Here is a 24893-nt window from a genome sequence, read left to right on the forward strand (position 1 = left end):
ACACCGGTCAATTGTGGGAGCTGGCTTGCCTGCGATAGCGGTGTGAAGTGCGCCCCAGAAGTTGGACACCCATCCAACTCCTGGGGCTTTTTCATGAGCAAATACACGACGCAATTCAAGCTTTCCGCCATCAGCGCCTTTCTTGAGCGAGGCCGTGGTTTTCGACGTATCGCCGCTCAATTTCACATGGACCCCACTTTGCTGCGCCGCTGGGTGGAGGCTTACCGACTGCATGGTGAAGCCGGTCTGAGCAGTACTGGCGAGCGTTACAGTGCTTTGTTCAAGTTCTCCGTTCTGCAACGCATGTGGCGTGACAGCCTTTCCTTGCGCCGCGCAGCGGCGCTCTTCAATCTGGGTAACTCCAGCCAGGTGGGCAGATGGCAACAGCAGTATTACAGTGGCGGCATTGAAGCCCTGGCCTCAGGGAAAAAAGGACTGAATACCGTTATGCCCAAGCCTCCTGCTAAACCTCAAAAAACCACTGCACCATTCACCGCCGAACAGCTTGCGCATAAAGCCTTGCTTGATGAGCTTCAGTATTTGCGCATGGAGAACGCCTACCTAAAAAAGCTTGGGGAGTTAGGCGAGGCGGTGATGAGGCGGGAGAAAGAAGCGAAGAAAAAGCCCAAATAATCAGTGAGCTGAGGCAAGACTTTCCCTTGAATGATCTACTCAAACTGCTGGGACTTGCGCGAAGTACTTACTACTACCAACTCAAAGCGATGGGCGTTGAAGACCGATTCATCTCGGTCAAAGCCTCTATCCAGGCTATCCAGGGCGAGCATAAAGGTCGCTTTGGTTACCGTCGGATGACTTTGGAGCTACGTAAAAACAGCCCCATTAACGGTAAAACGGTGCGACGCCTGATGGGAGAGTTGAGCCTCAAATGTATGTTGCGTCCGAAGAAGTACAGGTCTTATCGAGGGGTAGTGGGCGAGACATCACCCAATACCCTGGCCCGTCAGTTTGAGGCCGAGCAACCGAATCAGAAATGGGTGACGGATGTCACTGAGTTCAAAGTGGCCGGCCAAAAGCTGTATTTGTCGCCAGTTTTAGACTTATACAACGGGGAGATCGTGGCCTATCAGACCGCCACACGCCCTCAATATGCCTTGGTGGGAGACATGCTGGAACAAGCTCTTGAGCGCTTGCCAGAGGGCGCTAAACCCATGTTGCACTCGGATCAGGGCTGGCACTATCGATACCCAAAATACCGGGAGCGCCTGGAGAAAGCGGGCCTTGAGCAGAGCATGTCACGCAGAGGAAACTGCTATGACAACGCCACGATGGAGAGCTTCTTCGGCACGCTGAAGTCAGAGTTTTACTACCGGGAAAGCTTCGACAGTGTGGCTCAACTGCAGGCTGGGTTGGATGAGTACATCCATTACTACAACCATAAGCGAATCAAAACGAAGCTTGGCGGACTGAGCCCTGTAGCGTACAGAACTCGGTCCGCTGTAACCTAACCAACAGCTGTCCAACTTTTGGGGCGCACTTCAGTGGGTCAGCCAAGACGCCATCGCAGGCAAGCCAGCTCCCACAGTGGGTCGGTGTTAACCGGCGATAACGCGGTTCTTGCCTTGGCGCTTGGCCTCGTACATTGCCGCATCCGCCCGGGCAAACAGGCTGTCGAGGGTGGAGTCGTCTTCGCGCAGGCCGGCCAGGCCCTGGCTGACGGTCACATTGAACTCATGCCCCTCATAGCTGAACACCAACGCCTGGATTTCCTTGCCCAACCGTTCGGCAACCTGCAGGGCCATCTCCGGTGGGCAACCCGGCAGGACGGCGGCGAATTCTTCGCCGCCAATGCGCCCGAACAGGTCGCCACGGCGCAATACCCCGCGACCGCTTTCCGCGATGCGCCGCAGCACCTGGTCGCCCTCCAAGTGGCCGTAGGTGTCGTTGATGTCTTTGAAATCATCGATGTCCAGCAACAGGAACGCCAGCGGGGTGCCCTGCACGCAGGCGTTGTCGAAGGCCTGGTTGGCGAGTTCGAAGAAGTGTCGGCGGTTGCTGCTTTGGGTCAGTACGTCGGTGGTGGCGAGGCGATGCAGTTCCAGTTCAAGTTGCTTCTTTTCGGTGATGTCTTCGGCGATGCCCACCACGATCAGCGCTTCACCGGGCACCACCTGCTGGTTGATGTAGCACTTGTCACTCAACCAGCGGATCTGCCCGTCAGCGGTGATGATGCGGTACTCGCGGTCCTCCACGGCGCCCTGTTCCAGCACACGGGCCAGGCTGTGTTCGGCGTAGTCGAGGTCTTCGGGGTGGACGCTGTTGCGCCATTCACGGTGGTCGGCCAGCAGCAGGCCGGCGGAGCGGCCAAACAGGCGCTCGTACGCCGGGCTCACATACAGCACACGGCGTGTTTCCCAATCGATGGCCCAGAGCACGGCGTTCACGCTGACCAGCAGGGAACTGAGCAGTTGCTCACGCTCACTCAGCCGCTCGACTTCACCTTGAGCATGCATAAGCGCCAACAGGGTCGCCGCCGCGGCCGGGCGCGGCGGCTCTGCGGTGGGCACATCGGGCAGGCTGGGCTTTTCGTGAACCATCGGTACAACTCTCTCTGGGCGCGCCGCAGGGTGCAAAAGCGGTCACTACAAGGGGTCACCATGATGGCGAAGTGTTCTTTGAGAGAGGGGAATTGCGGTGAAGTTCCGTGATCAGCATGCATTGACGGTGCCCGGAAAATGGCGCCAAAAAGCCAGTGCGTGGGAGGGCGAACCCTCCCACGGCGTGCTCATGCTGCTGTAGGGCGCAACGAGTAAGTCTTCAACTGGTGGGCAAAATCGCGCAGGGATTGAATGCCGCTGGCCTCGGCTTCATGCACCCATTCCTTGATCGCTGCCAGCATGTCGTGGCCGTTGGAACTGGTCTTGAGCCAGATCTGCTGCAGCGCCAGGCGCTTCTCGTAGATCACGGTCAGGGCATGGCTGTGTTCCAGCATGCTCTGGATGCGCAAGTGGTGGCGGTCTTCCAGCAGGCTGGTTTCCCGCGACAGCAGGCGCTTGGCGCGGTGGAACTGGTGGCGCACCGAATGATCGACCTTCTCCAGCTCCTGCTTGACCAACGGGCCAATCACCAACTTGCGGTATTGGGCCATGATCTGGAAGCGGTTGTTGAGGATCGCCATGGCGGTGTCCATGTCCAGGCTGCCCTTGCCTTCGACGCGGTGGGCGATGGGGGCCACGCGCTGCACCTTGGCCAGGCGCAGGAAGCTGAACACTTTGATCCAGGCCCAACCCAGGTCGAATTCCCACTTCTTCACCGACAGCTTGGCCGAGTTAGGGTAGGTGTGGTGGTTGTTGTGCAGCTCTTCGCCGCCGACGATGATGCCCCACGGCACCAGGTTGGTGGCGGCGTCACGGCATTCGAAGTTGCGATAGCCCACGGCATGCCCCAGGCCATTGATCACGCCGGCGGCCCAGAACGGGATCCACATCATCTGGATCGCCCAGATGGTGATACCGATGGTGCCGAACAGCAGCAGGTCGATCACGCCCATGAGCGCCACGCCCAGCAGCGGGTAGCGCGTGTAGAGTTTGCGTTCGATCCAGTCGTCCGGGCAGTTCTTGCCGTAGATGCGCAGGGTCTCGGGGTTTTCCGCCTCGGCGCGGTACAGCTCGGCACCTTTGCGCAGCACGGTGGACAAGCCCTTGATCACCGGGCTGTGCGGGTCATCGACGGTTTCGCACTTGGCGTGGTGCTTGCGGTGAATGGCGGTCCACTCGCGGGTGTTCTGCGCCGTGGTCAGCCACAGCCAGAAGCGGAAGAAGTGTTTAAGGCCGGCATTGAGCTCGAGCGAGCGATGGGCCGAATAACGGTGCAGATAGACAGTGACCCCAATAATGGTCACGTGGGTCATCAACAGCGTGACTGCCACCAGTTGCCAGGCGGACAGATCAAGAAAACCGTTGTACCACATAGGCTGTATGGCCCTCAGATAAAGAAAAAAACAGCACCCGCATTATCACTTCCTTTGCAGATAAAACCAGTCACCGTTTCAGATAAGACTTACAAAGTGTTTCCTCCTCTATAATCCTGATCCTTTGTAGGGCGATTCTGGTTATTTAGTAAGGATTACTAAGCATATGCTGTTTTCATACCGAGGTGCCCTACGTGCGGGGTTGGTGTACCTGCTGGTTTCTATCGTTTGGCTCCAGCTCAGCAATTACCTATTAATCAACTTTATCGATGAACCTTGGGCGCTGGGGCGCTGGCTGCAGGCGCGCGGTTATGTGTGGGTCAGCCTCAGCGCCTTGGTCATCTACTGGATAGGCCGGCGTTTTGCCCGTGCCCATGCGTTGCAACAACCCCTGAAAGAGAACCGCGAGCGCCTGCGCCAGGCCGCTGCGGTGTTCGATTGCACCCGCGAAGGGGTGCTGGTCACCGATACCCAAGGGCTGATCGTGCACGTTAACCGCGCTTTCATGGAGATCACCGGCTACCAGTGCGAAGACGTCATGGGCCAACGGCCAAGCCTGTTCAAGTCCGGGCGCCACTCGGCGCATTTCTACCAGCAAATGTTCCAGGCCCTGGAAAGCACCGGCGAATGGAGCGGCGAAATCTGGAACCGCCGTAAAAGTGGCGAGGTTTACCCCCAGTGGCAAACCATACGGGTGATTCACGATGACCAGGGCCAGGTCAGCCACTACGTGGCGGTGTTTTCGGACATCAGCGCCATGAAGAACTCTGAGCACGAATTGGCGCACCTTGCCCATCACGACCCGCTCACCGACCTGCCCAACCGCCTGCTGTTCACCGATCGCGCCGAGCAGGCCCTGGCCTCCGCGCAGGTGCATAAACGTGGCTGCGCCCTGCTGTTGATGGACCTGGACCACTTCAAGATCATCAACGACAGCCTCGGCCATAACGTCGGCGATCAGTTGCTCAAGCTGGTGGCCGAACGCCTCAGCGGCCTGTTTGGGCCGGGGGTTACCCTGGCGCGCCTGGGGGGCGACGAATTTGCCGTGCTGGCAGAAAGCTGCCCGCAGGTGGTGCAAGCGGCGGCTTTGGCGCAGCGCATGCTCAATGCCATGAAGGATCCGTTCATTTTTGACGGCAACCAGCTGTTTATCAGCGCCAGTATCGGTATCAGCCTGTTCCCCAGTGACGCCCTGAGCGCCGAGCAACTGCTGCGCAACGCCGATTCCGCGTTGTTCAAGGCCAAGAGCGCCGGGCGCGAAGGCTACGCGTTGTATACCGAAGAGCTGACCGCCCACGCCCAGTATCGGGTGGAAATCGCTGGCGAGCTGCGTCGCGCCCTCGACCAACATGAGCTGCGCGTCTATTACCAGCCGGTGCACGACCTGCACGACAGCCGTCTGGTCGGCGTTGAAGCACTGGTGCGCTGGCAGCACCCGGAGCGCGGCCTGGTACCCCCGGGCGAGTTCATCCCCATCGCCGAACGCACCGGGCTGATTGCCGAGATCGATGCGTGGGTGATGGACCAGGCCTGCCGCCAAATGTGCCAATGGTTGGCCGACGGCGCGCCGCTGAGCTTTATCGCAATCAATGTCTCCAGCCGCCTGTTTGCCCGGCGCGAGCTGTATGAGCAAGTGGGCCAAGTGCTGCACGCCACTGGGCTGGATCCGGCCTTCCTGGAGCTGGAGGTCACCGAGAGCGCAGTGATGGACGACCCGGAAGTCGCGTTGGAGCAACTGCACCGCCTGCGCGAACTGGGCCTGCGCCTGGCGATCGACGACTTTGGCACCGGCTATTCCTCGTTGTTGCGCCTCAAACGCCTGCCGGTGCAGAAGCTCAAGATCGACCAGGGCTTTGTGGCGGGCTTGCCGTGGGACGAAGACGACGCGGCGATTGTGCGCGTGGTGATCGCCCTGGCCAAAAGCATGGGCATGCAGGTGCACGCTGAAGGGATCGAGCAGGTGGAACAGGCGCGGTTCCTGCTGGATCAGGAATGCGACATGGGCCAAGGGTACTGGTTTGGACGGCCGATGCCGGCTGATGAAATCGACTGGACGCGGGCACCTCTGATCCGCCAGGACTGACGCGGTCGATGTGGGAGCCGGGCTTGCCCGCGAAGGCGGTGTGTCAGTCACTGCATGTGTTACTGCACCGCCGCTTTCGCAGGCAAGCCAGCTCCCACGGGGTTCTGCGGCGCCTGTGCATGAGCGTTTTTTCTGTGGAAACCCTTGCAACCCCATGCCCTATCAGAAAATTCTTTCTGGTTATATAAACATTCTTAAATAGTATTTTTAAGAATATCCGCGCTTATCTACTATCGCCCTCACGCCGCAAGCAGTGCCGCCACTGCCAGGCACTACTCATTTCAGGAGCGAGACCATGAGCGCATCTCTACGTAGCGTTGACGGCCAGGACGAAGCAGCCATTTTGCGTGAAATCCAGAGCGCCCTGCGCGACCTGCGGTTTGGCGCGGTGGAAATCACTGTACACAACGCCCAAGTGGTACAGATCGAACGCAAGGAAAAATTCCGTCTGCAGAACCCCGGTAACAAACCGAGCTGAGCAAGAACGGCGATAGACCCGCAATTACAAGAAAAGCCAACACTCAAGAATTTCAGGAGCTTCTATGTCGTCGATTCGCCGTTATGCCTTGGCCGCATTGGCCAGTGCCGTGTTTGCCGGTTCCGCCGTTGCCAAGGACTACGAGTTGCTCAACGTCTCGTACGACCCCACCCGTGAGCTGTACCAGGATTACAACGCTGAATTCACCAGCTTCTGGAAACAGTCCCACCCCGGCGACAACGTCAAGATCCAGCAGTCCCACGGTGGCTCGGGCAAGCAAGGCCGGGCGGTGATCGATGGGCTGCGCGCCGATGTCGTCACCCTGGCCCTGGCCGGTGACATCGACGAAATCGCCAAGCTGGGCAAGACCCTGCCGGAGAACTGGCAGACCCGCCTGCCGGACGCCAGCACGCCCTACACCTCCACCATTGTGTTCCTGGTGCGCAAGGGCAATCCCAAGGGCATCAAGGACTGGGGCGACCTGATCAAGAAAGACGTTTCAGTGATCACGCCCAACCCGAAAACCTCCGGCGGTGCACGCTGGAACTTCCTCGCCGCCTGGGCCTACGGCCTCAAGGCCGGCGGCAGCGAAGCCAAGGCCCAGGAATACGTCAAGGAGCTGTTCAAGCACGTGCCGATACTGGACACCGGCGCACGCGGTTCTACCATTACCTTCGTCAACAACGGCCAGGGTGACGTGTTGCTGGCGTGGGAAAACGAGGCGTTCCTGGCCTTGAAGGAAGACGGCGGCGCCGACAAATTCGACATCGTCGTGCCGTCCCTGTCGATCCTGGCAGAACCGCCTGTGGCCGTGGTCGACAAGAACGCCGAGAAAAAGGGCAACACCGAGATCGCCACGGCGTACCTCAACCACCTGTACAGCCCGGCGGGCCAGGAGATTGCGGCGAAGAACTTCTACCGTCCACGGGATGAAAAAGTCGCCGCCAAATACGCCCAGCAGTTCCCGAAACTGGACCTGGTGACTATCGACAAAGACTTCGGCGGCTGGAAAACTGCCCAACCGAAATTCTTCAATGACGGTGGCGTGTTCGACCAGATCTATACGGCGCAGTAAGCCAAAGTAACTGTAGGGGCCTGACTTTCTGTAGGAACTGGGCTGGTGTGGGAGCTGGCTTGCCTGCGATAGCATCACCGTGGTGTGGCTGATACACCGAGGTGCCTGCATCGCGGGCAAGCCCGGCTCCCACAGAAAAGCCAGCTGCCACAAAAAGCGCGCTCCTACAGTGGTTTCTACCCTTTAACCAAGGACTCTTATGTCGCGTCGTATCTCCCCCGTCATACCCGGCTTCGGGCTGACGCTGGGCTACACCGTCGTGTACCTCAGCCTGATTGTGCTCATCCCGCTGGCGGCGATGTTTGTACACGCCGCTCAACTCACCTGGGATCAGTTCTGGAACATCATTTCCGCACCTCGTGTACTGGCGGCCTTGAAGCTGAGCTTCAGCACCGCGCTGTACGCCGCACTCATCAACGGTGTGATTGGCACTTTGCTGGCCTGGGTGCTGGTGCGCTACACCTTCCCCGGGCGCAAGGTCATCGACGCGATGATCGACCTGCCGTTCGCCCTGCCCACCGCCGTCGCCGGTATCGCGCTGACGGCGCTGTACGCGCCCAACGGCCTGGTCGGCCAGTTCGCCACGGACCTGGGCTTCAAGATCGCCTACACCCCCCTGGGTATCACCCTGGCGCTGACCTTCGTCACGTTGCCCTTCGTGGTGCGCACGGTGCAGCCGGTACTGGCCGATATCCCCCGGGAAATCGAAGAGGCCGCCGCCTGCCTCGGCGCCAAGCCGTTGCAAGTGTTCCGCTACATCCTCGTGCCGGCGCTGCTGCCCGCCTGGCTGACCGGCTTCGCCCTGGCGTTTGCCCGAGGCGTGGGTGAGTACGGTTCGGTGATCTTCATCGCCGGCAACATGCCGATGAAAACCGAAATCCTGCCATTGCTGATCATGGTCAAGCTCGACCAATACGACTACCGCGGCGCCACCTCCATTGGTGTGCTGATGCTGGTGGTGTCCTTCGTCTTGCTGCTGCTGATCAACCTGTTGCAGCGGCGCATCGAACGTCCATAAGGAGGCGCGGAACATGTCCCAATCGTCTATTTCCGCCGCGTCCTCGGCCAACGCCGCCCGCCGTGGCAGCGCGACCTCGCGACGTATCCTGATCGGCCTTGGCTGGCTGGTATTCGTGCTGTTCCTGCTGCTGCCGTTGCTGGTGGTGGTGTCCCAGGGCTTGAAAAACGGCCTCGGCACGTTCTTCAGCGCAATCCTTGAACCCGACGCGCTGTCGGCGCTGAAACTCACGGTGATCGCCGTGCTGATTTCGGTGCCGCTCAACCTGGTGTTCGGTGTAAGCGCCGCCTGGTGCGTGAGCAAGTACTCGTTCCGTGGCAAGAGCATCCTGGTCACGCTGATCGACCTGCCGTTCTCGGTGTCGCCGGTGATCGCAGGCCTGGTGTATGTGTTGATGTTCGGCGCCCAGGGCTTCTTCGGGCCGTGGCTGCAAGACCACGACATCCAGATCGTGTTCGCCCTGCCGGGCATCGTGCTGGCGACCATCTTCGTCACCGTGCCGTTCGTGGCCCGTGAGCTGATCCCGCTGATGCAGGAGCAGGGCACCCAGGAAGAAGAAGCCGCACGCCTGCTGGGTGCCAATGGCTGGCAGATGTTCTGGCATGTCACCGTGCCGAACATCAAGTGGGGCCTGATCTACGGCGTGGTGCTGTGTACGGCGCGGGCCATGGGTGAGTTCGGCGCGGTGTCGGTGGTGTCCGGCCACATTCGCGGCGTCACCAACACGCTGCCGCTGCATGTCGAGATTCTCTACAACGAATACAACCACGTTGCCGCGTTTGCGGTGGCCAGCCTGTTGCTGATCCTGGCGCTCTTCATCCTGCTGCTCAAGCAGTGGAGCGAGAACCGAATCAACCGCCTGCGCAACAGCGCGGGTGAGGAATAAGTCATGTCGATCGAAGTCCGTAATGTCAGCAAGAACTTCAACGCCTTCAAGGCCCTGGACAGCATCAACCTGGATATCCAGAGTGGCGAGCTGGTGGCGTTGCTGGGCCCGTCCGGCTGCGGCAAGACCACGCTGCTGCGCATCATTGCCGGCCTGGAAACCCCGGATACCGGCAGTATTGTGTTCCACGGCGAAGACGTCTCCGGCCACGATGTGCGTGATCGCAACGTGGGCTTTGTGTTCCAGCACTACGCGCTGTTCCGCCACATGACCGTTTTCGACAACGTCGCTTTCGGCCTGCGCATGAAGCCGAAAAACCAACGCCCCACGGAAAGCCAGATTGCCAGCAAGGTTCACGAGCTGCTGAACATGGTGCAGCTTGATTGGTTGTCGGACCGTTACCCGGAACAACTCTCCGGTGGCCAGCGCCAGCGTATCGCCCTGGCCCGCGCCCTGGCGGTGGAGCCCAAGGTGTTGCTGCTCGACGAACCCTTCGGCGCCCTCGACGCCAAGGTGCGTAAAGAACTGCGCCGCTGGCTGGCGCGCCTGCACGAAGACATCAACCTGACCTCGGTCTTCGTGACCCACGACCAGGAGGAGGCCATGGAAGTTGCCGACCGTATCGTAGTGATGAACAAGGGCGTGATCGAACAGATCGGTTCACCGGGCGACGTCTACGAAAACCCGGCCAGCGATTTTGTGTACCACTTCCTGGGTGACTCCAACCGCCTGCATTTGGGCGAAGACAAGCACCTGCTGTTCCGCCCCCACGAAGTGTCGTTGTCACGCCATGAGCTGGAAGATCACCATGCGGCGCAAGTGCGGGATATTCGGCCGTTGGGTGCGACCACTCGCGTGACCTTGAAGGTTGAAGGCCAGAGTGAATTGATCGAGGCCGAAGTGGTGAAAGACCATGACAGCCTCACCGGCCTGGCGCGGGGCGAGACCCTGTTCTTCAAACCCAAGGTCTGGCAAAAAGCCTAATAACACTGCAAAACCCTTGTGGGAGCCGGGCTTGCCCGCGATGGCGGTGTGTCAGTCGACAGTTATGCCAACTGATCCACCGCCATCGCGGGCAAGCCCGGCTCCCACATTGGATCTTCAGTACTTGTTAGACCGTGGCGTTTTTCCCGCGTACCGCCACCGGCCCAGAGCGCTCTTCAATCTGGCGCTTGAGGTCCTGCCGCAACCCCAGCAAAAACGCCAACTCCGCCACCACAAACAACGGCCCCACGATCAGCCCCGACACATCGTCCACAAACGCAGGCTTCCTGCCTTCGTAGTAATGCCCGACGAACTGAATCACCCAGCCCACCACAAACATCCCCACGCCGCTGCTCAGCCACACCGCCGTGCTTTGCGCCGCCAGCACATGCCCGGCCCACACCGACAAGCCCATCAGCACCGTCATCAACACCCCCAGTGCCAGTTCCAGGCGCAGGTAAAACCACGCCGAAAACAGTGCCAACAGCACCGCAGGTGATAGCCACAGCCCGCCCACCGACCATTCGGGGCGCGACAGCAGCACGGCCACCGCCACCACAATCAACGGGATACCGATGAAGTGGCTGGCGATGTTGCGTGGGTCGCGGTGGTACGCGGCGTATTGACTGAGGTGGTCGACGAGGCTTTTCATTGTTGTTCCTCCTGTAGGATGTTTGATCATGCCCTGTCAGTCGGTGCCTAACTGTCAACTGGGCGACAATCTTCGGAGTTCGCATGGACACAGGGACATGGCACGCGCAATTGGCTCGCGGTCATTGGTTTAGCCATTTGCCGCCTGACTTGCAGCGTAGCCTGCTGGAAGCGGCGCGGTTGCGTGTGCTGACGGCGGGGCAGTACCTGTTCAAGCGTGGTGACCCGCCGTGCGGCGTGTATGCGGTGCTGGAAGGCACGGTGCGCATCAGTGCGGTCAGTGCTCAAGGCAAGGAAGCGGTGTTGAGCCTGGTGGAAACGCCCTACTGGTTCGGCGAGATCTGCTTGTTCGACAACCTGCCGCGCACCCACGATGCCTTGGCCACGGGTGCTTGCAGGCTGCTGCAGGTGCCGCAGGCGGCGATGCTCGGCATTCTCGAACGGCACCCGCTGTTCTGGCGGGAGATGGCGCTGTTGATGAGCCATAAACTGCGGCTGTCGTTGATCAATATTGAACAGACAAGCCTGATGCCCGCCTCAGAGCGGCTGGCCCATCGGTTGTTGATGATTGCCCAAGGCTACGGCGAAGTGGATCAGGCGCGCCGCGTGCTGCAACTGCCCCAGGAGGATCTGGCGGCGATGCTGGGCCTGTCGCGCCAGACCATCAACAGTCTGCTCAAGGCGCTGGAGCAACAGGGCATTATCGGCTTGAGTTACGGCGCCATCGAGATACGCGACCTCAATGGGCTGCGGCTGGCCGCGGGCCTATGAACCGCGATAGGTGGAGAAGCCGTAAGGGCTGAGCAGCAGCGGGATGTGGTAGTGCTGGTCGGCCTGCTTGACCTGAAATATCACCGGTACCTCAGGGAAAAACGTCTCGCGGTTAGCCTTCTTGTAGTAATCGCCGGTCTTGAACACCACGCGGTACTCGCCCGGCTGCATGCTGCGGTTGGCCGGGAACAGCTCGGCGATGCGGCCTTGCTGGTTGGTGACACCTTCAGACAGCGACTGCCATTTATCGCCCACATGTTGTTCAAGGGTGACATTGACCCCGGCGCTTGGCAGGCCATTTTCCAGGTTGAGTACGTGCACGCTCAGGGGGTTGCCGTCGGCCAGGGCCAGGTTGCACAGGCCACTCAGGCTCAGTGCGGCGAGGGTCATGCTCAAGGTTTTCATCGCGAAGTCCTTTTGAGGGAAGTGGAATCAAGGGGTGATTTTCAAGCCCAGTTGCTCGGCGGCCTGTACGGCGCAGGCTTCATCCTGCGCGGCGCCACCGGCACCGGCGATGCCTAGGGCACCGACCAGTTCGGCGTCGGCAAACAGCGGCACGCCACCGCCGAGCAACAGCAGCTCGGGCAAGCTGTTGAGGTTGGCGGCTTCGGGGTTATTACGCGCCCGTTCGGCAAACAGCCGGGTCGGGGTTTTTGTCGACAGCGCCGTGTACGCCTTGCGTTGGCTGGCGAGGCTGTTGTGCGAGCCGACACCGTCAGCGCGCAGGCCCAGCAACAGGTTGCCACCGCGGTCGAGTACGGTCAGCGCAGCGGTGCAGTGGGCCAGGCTGGCGTCGGCCAGTTGGCGAGCGGTGTGCAGATCCAGCTCGGCATGGCGTGGTAATTGTGGCGCCGCCTGGGCGACGGTGGCCACGGCGAGGCTCAGGAACAAGGCAGTGCGGTACATAGTGAGGGCTCCAGAAAGCAGGCCGTCACGGTAACCAGCGGACGCGGACAAAAGCCGCACAATTGGATGACAGGTTTGTAATCAAACTCAGGGATTTGTGGTGGTTGTACTGGCCTCATCGCAGGCAAGCCAGCTCCCACATGATGTGAACCCCATTCCTCTGTGGGAGCTGGCTTGCCTGCGATGAGGCCCTTCCTACTGCAACCCGTCGCGAAACTGCCCCGGCGTCATCCCTGTCCAGCGTTTGAACGCACGATTGAAACTGCTGGTATCGGCAAACCCCAGCAAATGGCTGATCTCGGCCAATGAGCACTGCGGGTCGCGCAGGTGCAATAACGCCAGGTTTTGCCGGCACTCATTGAGCAGGGCGTCAAACCGACACCCTTCATCGGCCAGATGCCGCTGCAAGCTGCGCAGGCTCAAATGCAGCGCTTGTGCAATGTGTTCGGCGCTTGGCTCGCCGTCTGGCAATTGCGCCTCGATGGCGGCGCGCACCTTGCGTTCCCAGGTCAGCGGTTGCAGTTGGGCGAGGGTGCGCTTGAGCACGGTTTCGTTGTGTTCGGCCAGCTCCGGGTTGGCGTCGTCCAGATGGCTGTCGAAGTCGCTGGCGGCGAATTCCAGGCGGTCTTCGTCTGCGGCAAACCATACCGGCGCACGAAATACCGTGTGCCATGGCTTGGGGTCGGCGGGTTCCGGGCGCCGTAGGTACACGGCCAACGGCGCATAGTCGCGACCCAGGCGGTTGCGGCAGGTGCGTACGTAAATCGCCGCAAAGGCATCAATCGCTTCCGGTGCGGGCGCAGGGCTGCCTGGGGGTTGGAGCAGGCGAAAACGGTAGACGTCGCCGTGGCGGCTCAGCTCCAGGTCCAAGGCATCACTGACCACCTGGTGATAGCGCACGATGCGCTCGAACACCTCGCGCAAGCTGCCGCTGGCCACCAATGCGTAACCCAGCGCATGAAAGGTGGTGGGGCTGACAAACCTCGACACCCGCAGCCCGATCGCAGGGTCGCCACTGGCCTGTACCGCCAGCGCCCATAGGCGCGTGGTGGCCGACAACCGGTAGCGGGCGTTGGGGTCGTCCATCTGCTGCGGGTCGAGCCCGGCTTCGGCGCACAGCGCGGCGCTGTCGAGGCCCAGGGCGTCGAGCTGCTTGCGCAGGGCACGGGTCCAGCTGGCGAGGGAAGTGGGTTCGGTCATGGCAATTGGCGCTTGTGGTCAACAGATTGGCGTGCGCGGCTAGCGTCCTGCGCTAGGGTTAGGTGCAGGATGCAGGCATCACTTCACAAGAGAATGGAAGCATGGACGGTACTTCTGCAAGCCCCCAGCCGTTGAACGCGCAACAGCGTTCGGCGCATATCCGCGAGGTGGTGATGGCCGAAGGAGTGCGCTTGCGCCAGCGGCACCCCTGGTTGTTGCATCAGGACGCGCTGGGCGCAGGCATCCTGGCCTTTGCCCTGCTGGGCATGCTCGGCTCGGCAGCGCTCTATATCAGCGGTCATATGGCCTGGTGGGCGTGTCTGCTGCTCAATGCCTTCTTCGCCTCGCTCACTCATGAGTTGGAACACGACCTGATCCACAGCATGTACTTTCGCAAGCAACGCGTGCCCCACAACCTGATGATGGGGCTGGTATGGCTGGCGCGGCCAAGCACCATCAACCCCTGGATACGCCGGCATCTGCACCTCAACCATCACAAGGTCTCGGGCACCGAAGCCGACATGGAAGAGCGCGCGATCACCAATGGCGAACCCTGGGGCATCGCACGGTTGCTGATGGTGGGGGACAACATGATGTCGGCCTTGATCCGCCTGTTGCGCGCCAAGACCTGGCCGCACAGGTTCAGCATCCTCAAGCGCGTGCTGCTGGTGTACGCACCGCTGGCCTTGCTGCATTGGGGCGCGTGGTACGTCTTCCTGGGCTTTCATGCCGCCAATGGGATTGCCAGTTTGATGGGCGCGCCCATTCAGTGGTCAGCCGGTACCTTGCAGGTGATGCAGGTGATCGATATCGCTGCGGTGGTGATCATCGGCCCGAACGTGTTGCGCACCTTCTGCCTGCACTTTGTCAGCTCCAACATGCACTACTACGGCGATGTGGAACTGGGCAATGTGATGCAGCAAACCCAAGTGCTGAACCCTTGGTGGCTGTGGCCGTTGCAGGCGTTCTGCTTCAACTTCGGCAGCACCCACGGCATCCATCACTTTGTGGTGAAAGAACCGTTCTACATCCGCCAGATGACCGCCAAGGTGGCGCACAAGGTCATGGCCGAGATGGGGGTGCGCTTCAATGATTTGGGCACGTTTGCGCGAGCCAATCGCCTGGAGCCCCAGGAACACCCGCGCACTGAGCTCTCTTTCAGCAAGCAATGAACGCCAATGGCAGGTCGCGGATCTGTTCGCGCACCGGCGGTTGGTAATGGTCGTCGCTGGTTAATTCGTGCAACAGCTCTTCGCGTAGCTGGTGGAATTCAAAACTGCTGCGCTGGCGCGGATGAGGCAGGGCGATCTCGACGACCTGCTTGATTCGCCCCGGACGCGGCTCCATCACCACCACGCGGTCGGCGAGGAAAATCGCCTCTTCCACATCGTGGGTCACCAGTACCGTGGTGATCCTGGCGCGGGCGCGAATTGCCAACAGTTCATCCTGCATCTGCTGGCGGGTCAGCGCGTCGAGGGCACCGAAGGGTTCGTCCAGCAACAGGATGCGCGGGCTGGCCACCAGGCCGCGGGCAATCGCCACCCGTTGCGCCATGCCGCCGGAGAGTTGGTGGGGGTAGGCGCGAGTGAAATCGGTGAGGCCCACCAGTTCGATAAAGTCGCTGATGCGCCGGTTGCGCTCGGCCTCGCTCAGCGGCTCGTTGACCAGGCCCAGGCCGATGTTTTGCGCCACGGTCAGCCACGGGAACAGGCGGTGCTCCTGGAACACAATGCCGCGTTCGCCGCCGATCCCGCTGACGGCTTTGCCATCGACCTGGATCTCGCCGCGAAACTGCGTATCCAAGCCCACCAGCAAGCGCAGCAGTGTGGATTTCCCGCATCCACTGGAGCCGACAATCGCAACAAATTCCCCTTCGGCCACCTCCAGGTTGAATTCACGGATGGCTTCCAGTTCGAAGCCGTCGACGTCGAAGGACTTACCCACGTGGTTGAAGCTGACAATCGGTGCGTTCATGCGTGTCTCCAGCGGGTGGCACGGGTTTCGATGCGTTGGCCGATCAGGTTGAGAGCGGCGCCGGTGAGGCCGACCAGCAGCATGCCGCTCATGATCAAATCCATGCGCAGCAACTGTTGGGCGCCGATCATCAGGCTGCCGATGCCGCCATCTGAGGGCATGAAATATTCGGCGCCGAGGGTGCCCATCCAGGCGTAGATCAGGCTCAGGCGCAGGCCGGCGAAAATCCCCGACGCGGCGCCCGGCAGTACCAGGCGGCGCAAGCGTTGCCAGAGGTTCAGGCGCAGCACCTGCGCGGCTTCGCGCAGCTGGGGCGACAGGTTGAGCACGCTGCGCTGGGTGGCAATAAACAACGGGAAGAAGGCGGCGAGGGCGATAAACACCCACTTGGCCAGTTCACCCAGGCCGAACCAGGCGGTGAGCAGCGGCACCCAGGCGAAAATCGCGATCTGGCGCAGCGCGGACAAAGTGGGGCCAAGTAGCCGCTCACTGCGCCGCGACAGCCCCAGCCACAGGCCCATGGCAAAGCCCAGGCTACCGCCCAGCAGCAACCCGCCCAGGGCCCGGCCAAGGCTTTTGCCCAGCGCCGTAGTCAGGCTGCCATCCAGCACGCCCGCCACGCTGGTTTGCAGCACCGCCCAGGGGCTGACCAGAATGTTTGGATCGACCCAATCTTGCTGAGTCGCTACTTGCCATAACGCCAATAGCAGCAGCGGCAACAGCCAGGGTTGCAAGCGCTGCCAGCCTTCGTAGCGTGGCCCGCGTCGAATCTGCGCAGTGGCCGGATGGGGCCAGTGCACCCACTTGCGGTCCAGCCAGCCGATGCCGCGGTCCATCACCACACCCAGCACGCCAATGACCACGATGCACACGAAGACGATATCGAGCATGAACAACTGGCGCGCCCACACCATCAGGTAACCGATGCCTTCGCTGGAGGCCAGCAGCTCCACGGCCAGCAGGGAGGTCCAGCCCGCCGCCAGGGCCAGGCGTACACCGGCCATGAACGCAGGCAGTGCGGCGGGCAGGACCAGGCGGCGGATCAGCAAGTGGCCAGGCAGGCGCAGTACACGGGCGGCTTCGCGCAGGTTGGGCTGGGCGTCGCGAACGCCTACCAGGGTATGCAGGGTCACGGGCACCACGATGGCCTTGACCAGCACCACCAGCTTGAGGGTTTCGCCAATGCCGAAAAACACCATGAACAGCGGGATCCAGGCCAGGGTCGGCACTTGCGCCAGCGCGCTGAACGTCGGGAACACCAAGCGCTCGGCGCGCGCACTGAAACCCAGGAACGCGCCCAGTATCGCGCCGGCACTGACACCGGCCAGCAGGCCCCAGAACAAGCGCTGCAAGCTGATGGCCAGATGGCTCCATAACTCGCCGCCGGCCAACTCCACCGCGCTGCTCCACACCAGGGCGGGAGTGGGCAGAATCTGCTCGCTCATCCAATGATTGCGGCTGGCCAGCCACCATAAGGCAAACAGCGTGAGCGGCAGCAGCCACGGCGATAAACGCTGGCCCAGCTGCGGCCAGCGCGGCGCGATGCCTTTGGGCGGGGCCGCCAGCGGCAGGCTCAGAAGTGAAATCCGGGCCATGGAAGACCTCCGAATGCGTTATGTGATTTCGATCTTACAAAAGCGGGATCAAGATGATTGTGAGATAAGAAAAGTCATTTAAAGCCTCACGCCGCCACGCATCCAATGCATTCGAAGAATATTTTCGATGCTGTTTATGCATAGGCCTCTGGAGGCTGCGGGTTAGCTTGCATATTTCTAAAAGCTATTAAATTGTGAATTTATAGTATTTAAAGTTTTGTTCAGTCTGTGCCTACTTTTTGCTCCCCAGGCGACCGTCGCCCACCAGGAGCTGCGCTTATGAAACTGCCCTTTAAACGTCTGATCAGCCTGTTCGCCGGCACCGCCCTGGCCGGGGTGGTGCATGCCGCCGACCTCAAGGAAATCCGCATCGCAGTGCCCGACCTCAGTGCCGGTAGCCAGCACAGCGGCGGTGGCATCACCGACGTGTTGCGTGAACAGCAGATCTTTGAAAAAGCCTTTGCCGACCAAGGCATCAAGATCCAATGGAATTACTTCAAGGGCGCCGGCCCGGTGATCAATGAAGCCTTTGCCAACGGCCAGGTAGACCTGGCCTATCTGGGCGACCTGGCAGCGATCATCGGCCGCTCCAATGGCCTGGACACGCGGCTGCTCAGCGCCTCTGCACGGGGAGTGAAACACTACCTCGGCGTGGTGCCGGGCTCCGGCATCAAGACCCTGCAAGACCTCAAGGGCAAGCGCGTGGCGGTGTTCCGAGGCACGGCGAGCCAGTTGTCGTTCGACAGCGCATTGGCCAGCCAGGGCTTGAGCGAGAAGGACCTGAAGGTGATCAACCTGGACTTCAACGCGGCCGCTGCCGCCCTGGCCGCCAAGCAGATTGACGCCACCTGGGGCGGTTCCACCCTGACGGCGTTGCAGGCCAAAGGTTTGGCAGAGATACCGCTGACCACCAAAGACCTGGGCGATGCCGGCAGCATCCAGGCCGTGCTGGTGGGCAGCGCCAAGTTTGTCGATGAACACCCCGATGCGGTGGCCAAGCTGCTCAAGGCCCAGCAGCAAGCGGTGCAGTGGTTGACCGATGACAACAACAAACAGGCGTATATCGAACTGGTATCAGGGCTGGCCAGTTACCCGCCGGTGATCCTGACCAATGATTTGAAAGACCAGAAACTCAGCGAGATTTTCCCCTCGACCCTGGACCCGGTGTTCCTGGGCAAATTGCAGGATGCAGTGGATTTGGCTTCGAAGGAGAAGTTGATTCGTCGGCCGTTTCAGGTAAGTGACTGGGTGGCGCCTGGGTTGGTGGCGGCAGGGCTTTGAGCTTATCGGTGCCTGGGCTATCGCTATCGCAGGCAAGCCAGCTCCCACACTTGAACGTGTTCACCGCTCAAAGTGGGAGCTGGCTTGCCTGCGATGAGGCCCTTCAAACCGCCACACTTACCTGCTGACTATCCACCTCCACCAACGTCTCGATCATCGCCTTCGCCGCCGGCGACAACCGCGACCCCGTGCGGCTGACGATCCCGCAGCGTGCGCTCAGGGTATCCATGTGCTGCGGCAAGTTGCGCCAGTGCAGCAGCACCAGCGCCCCCCTGGCAATGTCCTCGGAAAAGGCTTCTTCAGTGCCGACGCCGATGGCATTGGTTTGCAGCACGATGCTCACCAGTGCCGGGAAGTGCTCGGTCTGGATACTCGGGGAAAAATCCATACGCCCACTCAGGTTCGCCAGCAGTTTGCGAATGCCTTGGGAGATCAGCGGCGCCGCCAGCGGGTAATCGAACATATCGTTGGTGGACAGGCTGTCCTTGGCCAGCAAGGGATGCCCAGGGCGGCAGAAAAACACCCCGCGTTTGGGGGTGAGTGCGCGGGTCTGGAAATTCGGGTCAGCTTCGAACTGGCGGATGTCGGCGATAAAGAATTCGATCTCTTCACGGCTCAGGCGGCGGCTGAGGGTTTCCCAGTTATCCACCTGAAACGTGGTACGGATTTTCGGGTGGGCGTTGATAAACCGCGCCACCGCATCCGGCACCAGTTTCACGGCTGGCGCCGGGCCGCAGCCGAAGCGCAGGTCGCCGGCGTCGAGCTTGGTCATGCGCGTCACTTCACTGCTCAGCAGCGCTGCGCCATGCACCAGGCTCAGGGCGTGCTGCAACACCACCTGGCCTTCCGGCGTGGGGCGCAAGTCCTTGTGACCGCGGTCTACCAGCACGCAACCAAACTCCTGTTCCAGCCCCTGAATGCTGCGGCTGAACGCCGGTTGGGTGATGCCCATGGCGTCCGCGGCACGCACGAAACTGCGGTGTTCGTTGAGGGCGATGAAGTAGCGTAGTTGGCGAAGATCCATATGCTTTCCCGGCATTTTAAAAATAGGTCGAAGGCATTTGCGACCGAGCAAGCTGAGGTTTTAAATGCAAGCTCTTATTCCGTCAACGAAGCATTCATTCATTTGCTAGACCTAAATTGCATATGGATAGAGCGTTGCTGGAAGCGTCCCCCCACCGTTTCGCAGGCACATGAGGGTCATCACAATGAGCAACGCCGCATTAGCCGTTCAACCCATCGCCCAACCACTCGATATTCACCCGGTAGCCGGGCGGATCGGCGCCGAAATCCGTGGCATCAAACTGTCCGGTGAGCTGGATGCCGCCACCGTCGAGGCCATCCAGCAGGCGCTGGTGCAGTACAAGGTGATCTTCTTCCGCGAACAAACCCATCTCGATGACCAGAGCCAGGAAGCCTTTGCTCACCTGCTCGGCGAGCCGATCGCCCACCCCACGGTGCCGGTGCGGGACGGCACGCGGTTCCTGATGGAGTTGGATGGCACCCGTGGCCAACGCGCCAACTCCTGGCACACCGACGTGACGTTCGTCGATGCCTACCCTAAGGCCTCGATCCTGCGTTCGGTGCTGGCGCCTGCATCCGGCGGCGATACCGTATGGGCCAACACAGCCGCTGCCTACAACGACCTCAGCGTGGAACTGCGCGCATTGGCTGACCACCTGTGGGCGGTGCACAGCAACGAATACGACTACGCCGCCCGCAAGCCGGATGTGGCGGTGGAGAAGCTGGAGGAATACCGCAAGGTCTTCACTTCCACGGTGTACGAAACCGAACACCCGGTGGTGCGCGTGCATCCGGTCAGCGGTGAGAAAACCCTGCTGTTGGGGCACTTCGTCAAACGCCTGAAAGGCTACTCCCAGGCAGAGTCGGCGCAGTTGTTCAACCTGCTGCAAGGCCACGTCACCCGCCTGGAAAACACCGTGCGCTGGCGCTGGAACACCGGTGACGTGGCGATCTGGGATAACCGCGCCACCCAGCATTACGCGGTGGACGACTACGGCACGCAGGAGCGCATCGTGCGCCGGGTTACGCTCAAGGGGGATGTGCCGGTGGGGGTGCAGGGGCAATCAAGCAAAACCACTAAAGGTCTTTAAGCCGGGTGAGGATTAAAAATGTGGGAGCCGGCTTGCTCCCACATTTGGATTTGTGGTGTTTACCAGACTCCGATCTTCACCACTTTCTCTGCCTCTGGCTCACCATAACGGAACCATTGCCCGCGCACCTCAACCTCCGTGTGGCTGATGGTGGTGCGCCGCTTCAACCCGCGCAACCAGTCGAACAGATAACCCAAGTGCGTCTCGCGTACCTCGGCATAGGCGGGATCGCTGCCCAGGTCGTGCACTTCTTGCGGGTCGTTTTCCAGGTCGAACAGTTGCGGGCGAAAGCCGTCGTACGCCAGGTACTTCCAGCGCTCGCTGCGCACCATGGTCATGCGGCAACGGTCGATGGGTTGCTCCAGACGCTCGCGAGCCGGGGCCTGGAAGGCGTAGTCGTATTCGGCAATGGCATAGCGGCGCCAGGTGGGTTGCTCGCCCTGCAGCAATGGAATTAATGAGCGGCCTTCCAGGCGATGGTCGGCGGCGGGCAAGCCCAGGGCGTCGAGGAAGGTGGGCAGGGCGTCGATGGTTTCCACCAGACGCTCATCCACGGTGCCGCGGCTGACATCGGCGCTGGCACGCGGGTCGCGCACGATCAACGGAATGCCCACCGCAGGCTCCAGCAAGAATTCTTTTTCACCGAGGAAATGATCGCCGAGGAAGTCGCCGTGGTCGCTGGTAAACACGATCAGCGTGTCGTCCCAGCGGCCAGCGCTTTGCAGAAAGTCGAACAGCCGCCCGAGTTGATCGTCAATCTGTTTGATCAGGCCCATGTAGGTCGGAATCACCGTGAGGCGCACCTCGTCACGGGAGAAATTCTGGCTCTCCTGGTGTTGGCGAAATGCCTGGTACACCGGGTGATCGCTGGTGTGTTCAGGTTGAATCGGCGCCTGCACATGCTCGGTTCCGTACAGCGCGTGATACGGCGCCGGCGCGATGTAGGGCCAGTGCGGCTTGATATACGACAGGTGCAGGCACCAGGGCTGTTCACCTTGTTCGTCGATAAAATCGATGGCGCGGTCGGTGGTATAGACGGTCTCCGAATGTTCTTCGGCCACCCGTGCGGGTTTGCCGGCGTTGCGCATATGCCAGCCGCTGAGCACTTCGCCGTTCTCACCTTCGGCGGCGTTGGCCCATTCGTGCCAAGGGTTGCTGCCGTGGTAGCCGTGATCACGCAAGTATTGGGTGTAGGGCGCGGACTCGCGCTTATCCTCGAACAGCGGGCTGTCGGGGTAGATGCCGTCGTGACGCAGGTACGCGTCGAAGCCGACCTCATTGAGCGGCTCGGCCTGGGCACTGTCGGGGTCTATCTGCAGGCGCTGCAAGGCCTCAAGGTTCGGCGTGGCGTGGGTCTTGCCCACCAGTGCGGTGCGGATGCCGTGGGGGCGCAGGTAGTCGCCGATCGTCAGCTCTTCGAGCGGCAACGGCACTGCGTTCCACGCCACCTGATGGCTGCTGACATAGCGCCCGGTGTAGGCCGACATGCGCGACGGGCCGCAGATGGTGCCCTGTGTATAGGCCCGACTGAAACGCACGCCGGCGGCGGCCAGGCGGTCGATATTCGGCGTGTGCAGATGGGCATGGCCGTAGCAGGACAGGTAGTCGCGGCGCAGTTGGTCGCACATGATGTAGAGCACGTTGCGCACGGGTTTGGGGTCAGACATAGGAATTTACCGAACGGAGGACAGGTGGGTTTTTTCGCCGTTCGAGGGGCGCTCTGGCAAGTGCATTTGGGGACTGGGTTCTATGCATTGAGTGCATGGGTGTGGCTGCTGGCGTCATCGCAGGCAAGCCAGCTCCCACAGTTGAAATGCATTTCCCTGTGGGAGCTGGCTTGCCTGCGATGACCATAGGTATCTACATAACTCTGTTAGCTCAACGGTAACCACGATGCGAAGCGAGCCGCTCTTGATCTTGATCTGCTTTTGATCTTAGGCGCCCCGTTAAACCACGCTGGCGGATTACGGGCACACCGAGCCTAAGCGAGGTGCCGAGTGGTGGGGCAAGAGCGCTTTGCTTACTTTCGCGCTTTTCGAAAGTGAGCCGCCGTCAGGGCGGAACCCTAAGTGGCCGTTACCGCAGGAATGGATATGTACACGGTCCAACTGTGTTGACTGTCAGGCCGTCTTCGCAGGCAAGCCAGCTCCCACATTGGATCGCGGGGCATCAGTTATATCTGTGTCGGCTGCCAGGCCGTCACGGGAGCAAGCTCCCTCGCCACAGATTTAGCGTCGTGCCGAAGTTGTGTAGATACCTATGGCCATCGCAGGCAAGCCAGCTCCCACAGTTGAAATGCATTTCCCTGTGGGAGCTGGCTTGCCTGCGATGACGGCCTGACAGCAGATACATATCTACCTGGCACCCCGCGATCAAATGGTGGGAGCAGGCTTACCCGGCGAAGGACCTGATGTGAACGGCCAGTCCTGCCAGCGCTTTATCATCTGCCCTGGCAGCGTCATGGGAGGAGACATAGCCTTCATAACGCTCAAAATATTTGTCCTGGGTCGAACTGATTTTTTTGAAGGCGCTATCTTCCCCGGTCCCGTGCATCGGGAATAATTTGGCGTGCAGATGATCGACGCCATAACCCTCCAGAATCATGCCCGTTCTAGCCACACCTTTTAGCGCTTTGTCCAAAAGCTTCGCCGTCTTCTTGGCTGCGATGACCAAGTCACATAGCACGGTGTCCGGTTCGGCAAACGCATAGCTGCCGTGATGGGTTTTGGGGATAACCACACTGAACCCCGGCGTATTGGGAAATATGGAGAGAAAGGCCATGTGGGTCTGGTCTTCCCACAGGAGGTGGGAGGGTGCAGTACCGCGGGCAATGCTGCAAAAGATACAGTCCATCAAACGCGCTTCCTCGTGCGGGTCAAAAGGTAGACCCTCTTGTATGTGATCTTTGTTATCTAATGATGACTTCACTGACGTTGCGGGCCGCGGTTCACCGCTTGGTCAGACCGCAATATTTTCCAACGCATAAGCATCCTCGTCTCTCTCATCAATCTCCTTGATCTGCTCAATCATCGCCTGCGCCAGCGGCGACAACCGATACCCTGCGCGGCTGACGATTCCGTAGCGGGTGTAGCGCTCCTCCAGGTTTTCGTCCAATCCCTCAATCTGCAAACACACCAGTTCGCCGCGGGCCATGTGCAGCACGTCGCTGTTGGCGCTGACGATGCCGATGGCGTCCGAGCGCAGCACCACGCCCATCAGGCTATAGCCGTTTTCGCATTCCACATTGGGCTGGTAATCCGGCCGGCCGCTGAGGTCGACGATGACTTTGCGCAGGTTCGGCGGGCGGATGGTCACTGCCAGGGGGTAGCTCATCAGCTCGGCGGCGCTGACGCTGTTGCGCACGGTCAGGGGGTGCCCGGCGCGGCAGCAGAAGTGCCAACGGCGCGGGCGCAGGCGGTGGGTGTGGTAGTCGGGGTTGGCTTCGAAGTGGCGGGTGTCGGCGACGAAGAATTCGAACTCTTCGCTGAGCAGACGTTTGCCCAGGCTTTGCCAGTCATCCACCTGGAACTGCACGCGGGCCTTGGGGTAGCGCCCGATAAAACTGCCAATGGCACGCGGGACTAACCCACCGGCCGGCGCGGGGCCGCAGCCGAAGCGCAGCTCGCCAGCTTCCAGGCCGTTGAACTGGCTGATCTCGTTGGCCAGTTGTTGTGCGCCGCTGACCAGGCGCCGTGCATGTTCGAGCAGCACCTGGCCTTGCTTGGTGGGCGCCAGGTCCTTGCGGCCGCGGTCCACCAGTTGGCAGCCGGCGCTGTGTTCCAGGGCCTGGATGCTGCGACTGAACGCCGACTGCGACAGGTTCACCGCTGCGGCTGCCGCGACGAAACTGCGCTGTTCGGCGAGGGCGATGAAGTGGCGAAGCTGGCGCAAGTCGATATGCATTTTTCACATCAAAAATATCCGGGAAATGCATTGGCTATGCATTACG

At 60.8% G+C, this 24893-nt stretch carries 23 protein-coding genes; 11 read left to right on the forward strand and 12 right to left on the reverse strand.

The genetic code is table 11. From position 1 onward, the window contains the following. Positions 1-93 precede the first annotated feature (93 nt). A protein-coding gene (locus tag CLM72_RS00975; protein WP_233475429.1) for an IS3 family transposase occupies positions 94-1466 on the forward strand; the annotation gives its coding sequence in 2 pieces (ribosomal slippage) (positions 94-594 and positions 597-1466; 1371 coding nt in all). 87 nt (positions 1467-1553) lie between these two features. Here the strand turns inward: CLM72_RS00975 and CLM72_RS00980 are convergent. Both CLM72_RS00980 and desA read right to left on the reverse strand, forming a co-directional pair. After that, positions 1554-2555, reverse strand: coding sequence for a sensor domain-containing diguanylate cyclase (locus tag CLM72_RS00980; RefSeq protein WP_034125448.1), 1002 nt, complete (start codon positions 2553-2555; stop codon positions 1554-1556). A gap of 188 nt (positions 2556-2743) precedes the next feature. After that, entirely contained in the window at positions 2744-3928 is a 1185-nt protein-coding gene (desA, locus tag CLM72_RS00985; protein WP_032894197.1) for a delta-9 fatty acid desaturase DesA, read from the reverse strand. Positions 3929-4094: 166 nt separating this feature from the next. Between desA and dibA the strand changes: the two genes are divergently transcribed. The 6 genes from dibA (at position 4095) to CLM72_RS01015 (ending at position 10452) form a co-directional block, all read left to right on the forward strand. Next, positions 4095-6011, forward strand: a complete 1917-nt coding sequence (gene dibA, locus CLM72_RS00990) for a phosphodiesterase DibA (RefSeq protein ID WP_105225368.1) — start codon at positions 4095-4097, stop codon at positions 6009-6011. Positions 6012-6306: 295 nt separating this feature from the next. Then, the gene (oscA, locus tag CLM72_RS00995; RefSeq protein WP_003170956.1) at positions 6307-6489 is read left to right on the forward strand and encodes a sulfur starvation response protein OscA; all 183 of its coding nucleotides are present in this window, start codon (positions 6307-6309) and stop codon (positions 6487-6489) included. 64 nt (positions 6490-6553) lie between these two features. Further along, a complete protein-coding gene (locus CLM72_RS01000; RefSeq protein ID WP_003187562.1) occupies positions 6554-7564 on the forward strand; it encodes a sulfate ABC transporter substrate-binding protein in 1011 nt (336 codons plus the stop codon). A gap of 199 nt (positions 7565-7763) precedes the next feature. Beyond that, entirely contained in the window at positions 7764-8582 is an 819-nt protein-coding gene (gene cysT / locus CLM72_RS01005) for a sulfate ABC transporter permease subunit CysT (protein ID WP_032894195.1), read from the forward strand. A 13-nt stretch (positions 8583-8595) separates the two neighbouring features. Next, positions 8596-9468 carry a sulfate ABC transporter permease subunit CysW gene (gene cysW, locus CLM72_RS01010; protein ID WP_054920357.1) on the forward strand — a complete coding sequence of 291 codons (873 nt, stop codon included), beginning with the start codon at positions 8596-8598 and terminating at the stop codon, positions 9466-9468. Positions 9469-9471: 3 nt separating this feature from the next. Beyond that, positions 9472-10452 carry a sulfate/molybdate ABC transporter ATP-binding protein gene (locus tag CLM72_RS01015; protein ID WP_105225369.1) on the forward strand — a complete coding sequence of 327 codons (981 nt, stop codon included), beginning with the start codon at positions 9472-9474 and terminating at the stop codon, positions 10450-10452. A gap of 127 nt (positions 10453-10579) precedes the next feature. Here the strand turns inward: CLM72_RS01015 and CLM72_RS01020 are convergent, their stop codons facing one another. Next, complete coding sequence (locus tag CLM72_RS01020; protein WP_019819908.1) at positions 10580-11104, reverse strand: DUF962 domain-containing protein; 525 nt, start codon at positions 11102-11104, stop codon at positions 10580-10582. Positions 11105-11187: 83 nt separating this feature from the next. Between CLM72_RS01020 and CLM72_RS01025 the strand changes: the two genes are divergently transcribed. Next, complete coding sequence (locus tag CLM72_RS01025; RefSeq protein ID WP_105225370.1) at positions 11188-11874, forward strand: Crp/Fnr family transcriptional regulator; 687 nt, start codon at positions 11188-11190, stop codon at positions 11872-11874. Here the strand turns inward: CLM72_RS01025 and uraH are convergent. The 3 genes from uraH to CLM72_RS01045 all read right to left on the reverse strand — a co-directional run bounded on the left by uraH (position 11869) and on the right by CLM72_RS01045 (position 13980). Beyond that, a complete protein-coding gene (uraH, locus tag CLM72_RS01030; RefSeq protein ID WP_014716425.1) occupies positions 11869-12279 on the reverse strand; it encodes a hydroxyisourate hydrolase in 411 nt (136 codons plus the stop codon). The genes CLM72_RS01025 and uraH overlap by 6 nt on opposite strands. Before the next feature lie 27 nt (positions 12280-12306). Then, a complete protein-coding gene (locus CLM72_RS01035) occupies positions 12307-12780 on the reverse strand; it encodes a heme-binding protein (RefSeq protein ID WP_105225371.1) in 474 nt (157 codons plus the stop codon). Positions 12781-12975: 195 nt separating this feature from the next. Beyond that, the gene (locus CLM72_RS01045) at positions 12976-13980 is read right to left on the reverse strand and encodes an AraC family transcriptional regulator (protein WP_105225372.1); all 1005 of its coding nucleotides are present in this window, start codon (positions 13978-13980) and stop codon (positions 12976-12978) included. A gap of 101 nt (positions 13981-14081) precedes the next feature. Here CLM72_RS01045 and CLM72_RS01050 point away from each other — a divergent pair, with 101 nt between their 5' ends. Then, the gene (locus CLM72_RS01050; protein WP_105225373.1) at positions 14082-15152 is read left to right on the forward strand and encodes a fatty acid desaturase; all 1071 of its coding nucleotides are present in this window, start codon (positions 14082-14084) and stop codon (positions 15150-15152) included. On the opposite strand, the gene CLM72_RS01055 is transcribed toward CLM72_RS01050, so the two are convergent. Both CLM72_RS01055 and CLM72_RS01060 read right to left on the reverse strand, forming a co-directional pair. Continuing rightward, on the reverse strand, positions 15139-15954 hold the full coding sequence (locus CLM72_RS01055) for an ABC transporter ATP-binding protein (protein ID WP_105225374.1): 816 nt from the start codon (positions 15952-15954) through the stop codon (positions 15139-15141). The genes CLM72_RS01050 and CLM72_RS01055 overlap by 14 nt on opposite strands. After that, the gene (locus CLM72_RS01060) at positions 15951-17549 is read right to left on the reverse strand and encodes an ABC transporter permease (RefSeq protein WP_105225375.1); all 1599 of its coding nucleotides are present in this window, start codon (positions 17547-17549) and stop codon (positions 15951-15953) included. Before CLM72_RS01060 ends, CLM72_RS01055 begins: the two co-directional genes overlap by 4 nt. A 279-nt stretch (positions 17550-17828) precedes the next feature. On the opposite strand from CLM72_RS01060, the gene CLM72_RS01065 reads away from it, so the two are divergent. Then, a complete protein-coding gene (locus tag CLM72_RS01065) occupies positions 17829-18830 on the forward strand; it encodes an ABC transporter substrate-binding protein (protein WP_105225376.1) in 1002 nt (333 codons plus the stop codon). A 103-nt stretch (positions 18831-18933) separates the two neighbouring features. Here the strand turns inward: CLM72_RS01065 and CLM72_RS01070 are convergent, their stop codons facing one another. Beyond that, a complete protein-coding gene (locus CLM72_RS01070) occupies positions 18934-19854 on the reverse strand; it encodes a LysR family transcriptional regulator (RefSeq protein ID WP_105225377.1) in 921 nt (306 codons plus the stop codon). A 184-nt stretch (positions 19855-20038) separates the two neighbouring features. Between CLM72_RS01070 and CLM72_RS01075 the strand changes: the two genes are divergently transcribed. Then, a complete protein-coding gene (locus CLM72_RS01075; protein WP_072434701.1) occupies positions 20039-20944 on the forward strand; it encodes a TauD/TfdA family dioxygenase in 906 nt (301 codons plus the stop codon). A 59-nt stretch (positions 20945-21003) separates the two neighbouring features. Here the strand turns inward: CLM72_RS01075 and CLM72_RS01080 are convergent, their stop codons facing one another. From CLM72_RS01080 to CLM72_RS01095, 3 genes are all read right to left on the reverse strand, one after another. After that, a complete protein-coding gene (locus CLM72_RS01080; RefSeq protein ID WP_105225378.1) occupies positions 21004-22611 on the reverse strand; it encodes an alkaline phosphatase family protein in 1608 nt (535 codons plus the stop codon). A 724-nt stretch (positions 22612-23335) separates the two neighbouring features. Further along, complete coding sequence (locus CLM72_RS01090) at positions 23336-23797, reverse strand: HIT family protein (protein ID WP_105225380.1); 462 nt, start codon at positions 23795-23797, stop codon at positions 23336-23338. Positions 23798-23902: 105 nt separating this feature from the next. Then, positions 23903-24847, reverse strand: coding sequence for a LysR family transcriptional regulator (locus CLM72_RS01095; protein ID WP_105225381.1), 945 nt, complete (start codon positions 24845-24847; stop codon positions 23903-23905). Between the last annotated feature and the right edge of the window lie 46 nt (positions 24848-24893).

This window comes from Pseudomonas sp. MYb193, assembly GCF_002966775.1.
GTDB lineage: Bacteria > Pseudomonadota > Gammaproteobacteria > Pseudomonadales > Pseudomonadaceae > Aquipseudomonas > Aquipseudomonas paracarnis.

Excerpts from the sequence above, each read along its gene's own strand:
- CLM72_RS00980 (WP_034125448.1), bottom strand. The coding sequence starts at position 2,555 with ATGGTTCACGAAAAGCCCAGCCTGCCCGATGTGCCCACCGCAGAGCCG.
- desA (WP_032894197.1), bottom strand. The coding sequence starts at position 3,928 with ATGTGGTACAACGGTTTTCTTGATCTGTCCGCCTGGCAACTGGTGGCA.
- dibA (WP_105225368.1), top strand. The coding sequence starts at position 4,095 with ATGCTGTTTTCATACCGAGGTGCCCTACGTGCGGGGTTGGTGTACCTG.
- oscA (WP_003170956.1), top strand. The coding sequence starts at position 6,307 with ATGAGCGCATCTCTACGTAGCGTTGACGGCCAGGACGAAGCAGCCATT.
- CLM72_RS01000 (WP_003187562.1), top strand. The coding sequence starts at position 6,554 with ATGTCGTCGATTCGCCGTTATGCCTTGGCCGCATTGGCCAGTGCCGTG.
- cysT (WP_032894195.1), top strand. The coding sequence starts at position 7,764 with ATGTCGCGTCGTATCTCCCCCGTCATACCCGGCTTCGGGCTGACGCTG.
- cysW (WP_054920357.1), top strand. The coding sequence starts at position 8,596 with ATGTCCCAATCGTCTATTTCCGCCGCGTCCTCGGCCAACGCCGCCCGC.
- CLM72_RS01015 (WP_105225369.1), top strand. The coding sequence starts at position 9,472 with ATGTCGATCGAAGTCCGTAATGTCAGCAAGAACTTCAACGCCTTCAAG.
- CLM72_RS01020 (WP_019819908.1), bottom strand. The coding sequence starts at position 11,104 with ATGAAAAGCCTCGTCGACCACCTCAGTCAATACGCCGCGTACCACCGC.
- CLM72_RS01025 (WP_105225370.1), top strand. The coding sequence starts at position 11,188 with ATGGACACAGGGACATGGCACGCGCAATTGGCTCGCGGTCATTGGTTT.
- uraH (WP_014716425.1), bottom strand. The coding sequence starts at position 12,279 with ATGAAAACCTTGAGCATGACCCTCGCCGCACTGAGCCTGAGTGGCCTG.
- CLM72_RS01035 (WP_105225371.1), bottom strand. The coding sequence starts at position 12,780 with ATGTACCGCACTGCCTTGTTCCTGAGCCTCGCCGTGGCCACCGTCGCC.
- CLM72_RS01045 (WP_105225372.1), bottom strand. The coding sequence starts at position 13,980 with ATGACCGAACCCACTTCCCTCGCCAGCTGGACCCGTGCCCTGCGCAAG.
- CLM72_RS01050 (WP_105225373.1), top strand. The coding sequence starts at position 14,082 with ATGGACGGTACTTCTGCAAGCCCCCAGCCGTTGAACGCGCAACAGCGT.
- CLM72_RS01055 (WP_105225374.1), bottom strand. The coding sequence starts at position 15,954 with ATGAACGCACCGATTGTCAGCTTCAACCACGTGGGTAAGTCCTTCGAC.
- CLM72_RS01060 (WP_105225375.1), bottom strand. The coding sequence starts at position 17,549 with ATGGCCCGGATTTCACTTCTGAGCCTGCCGCTGGCGGCCCCGCCCAAA.
- CLM72_RS01065 (WP_105225376.1), top strand. The coding sequence starts at position 17,829 with ATGAAACTGCCCTTTAAACGTCTGATCAGCCTGTTCGCCGGCACCGCC.
- CLM72_RS01070 (WP_105225377.1), bottom strand. The coding sequence starts at position 19,854 with ATGGATCTTCGCCAACTACGCTACTTCATCGCCCTCAACGAACACCGC.
- CLM72_RS01075 (WP_072434701.1), top strand. The coding sequence starts at position 20,039 with ATGAGCAACGCCGCATTAGCCGTTCAACCCATCGCCCAACCACTCGAT.
- CLM72_RS01080 (WP_105225378.1), bottom strand. The coding sequence starts at position 22,611 with ATGTCTGACCCCAAACCCGTGCGCAACGTGCTCTACATCATGTGCGAC.
- CLM72_RS01090 (WP_105225380.1), bottom strand. The coding sequence starts at position 23,797 with ATGGACTGTATCTTTTGCAGCATTGCCCGCGGTACTGCACCCTCCCAC.
- CLM72_RS01095 (WP_105225381.1), bottom strand. The coding sequence starts at position 24,847 with ATGCATATCGACTTGCGCCAGCTTCGCCACTTCATCGCCCTCGCCGAA.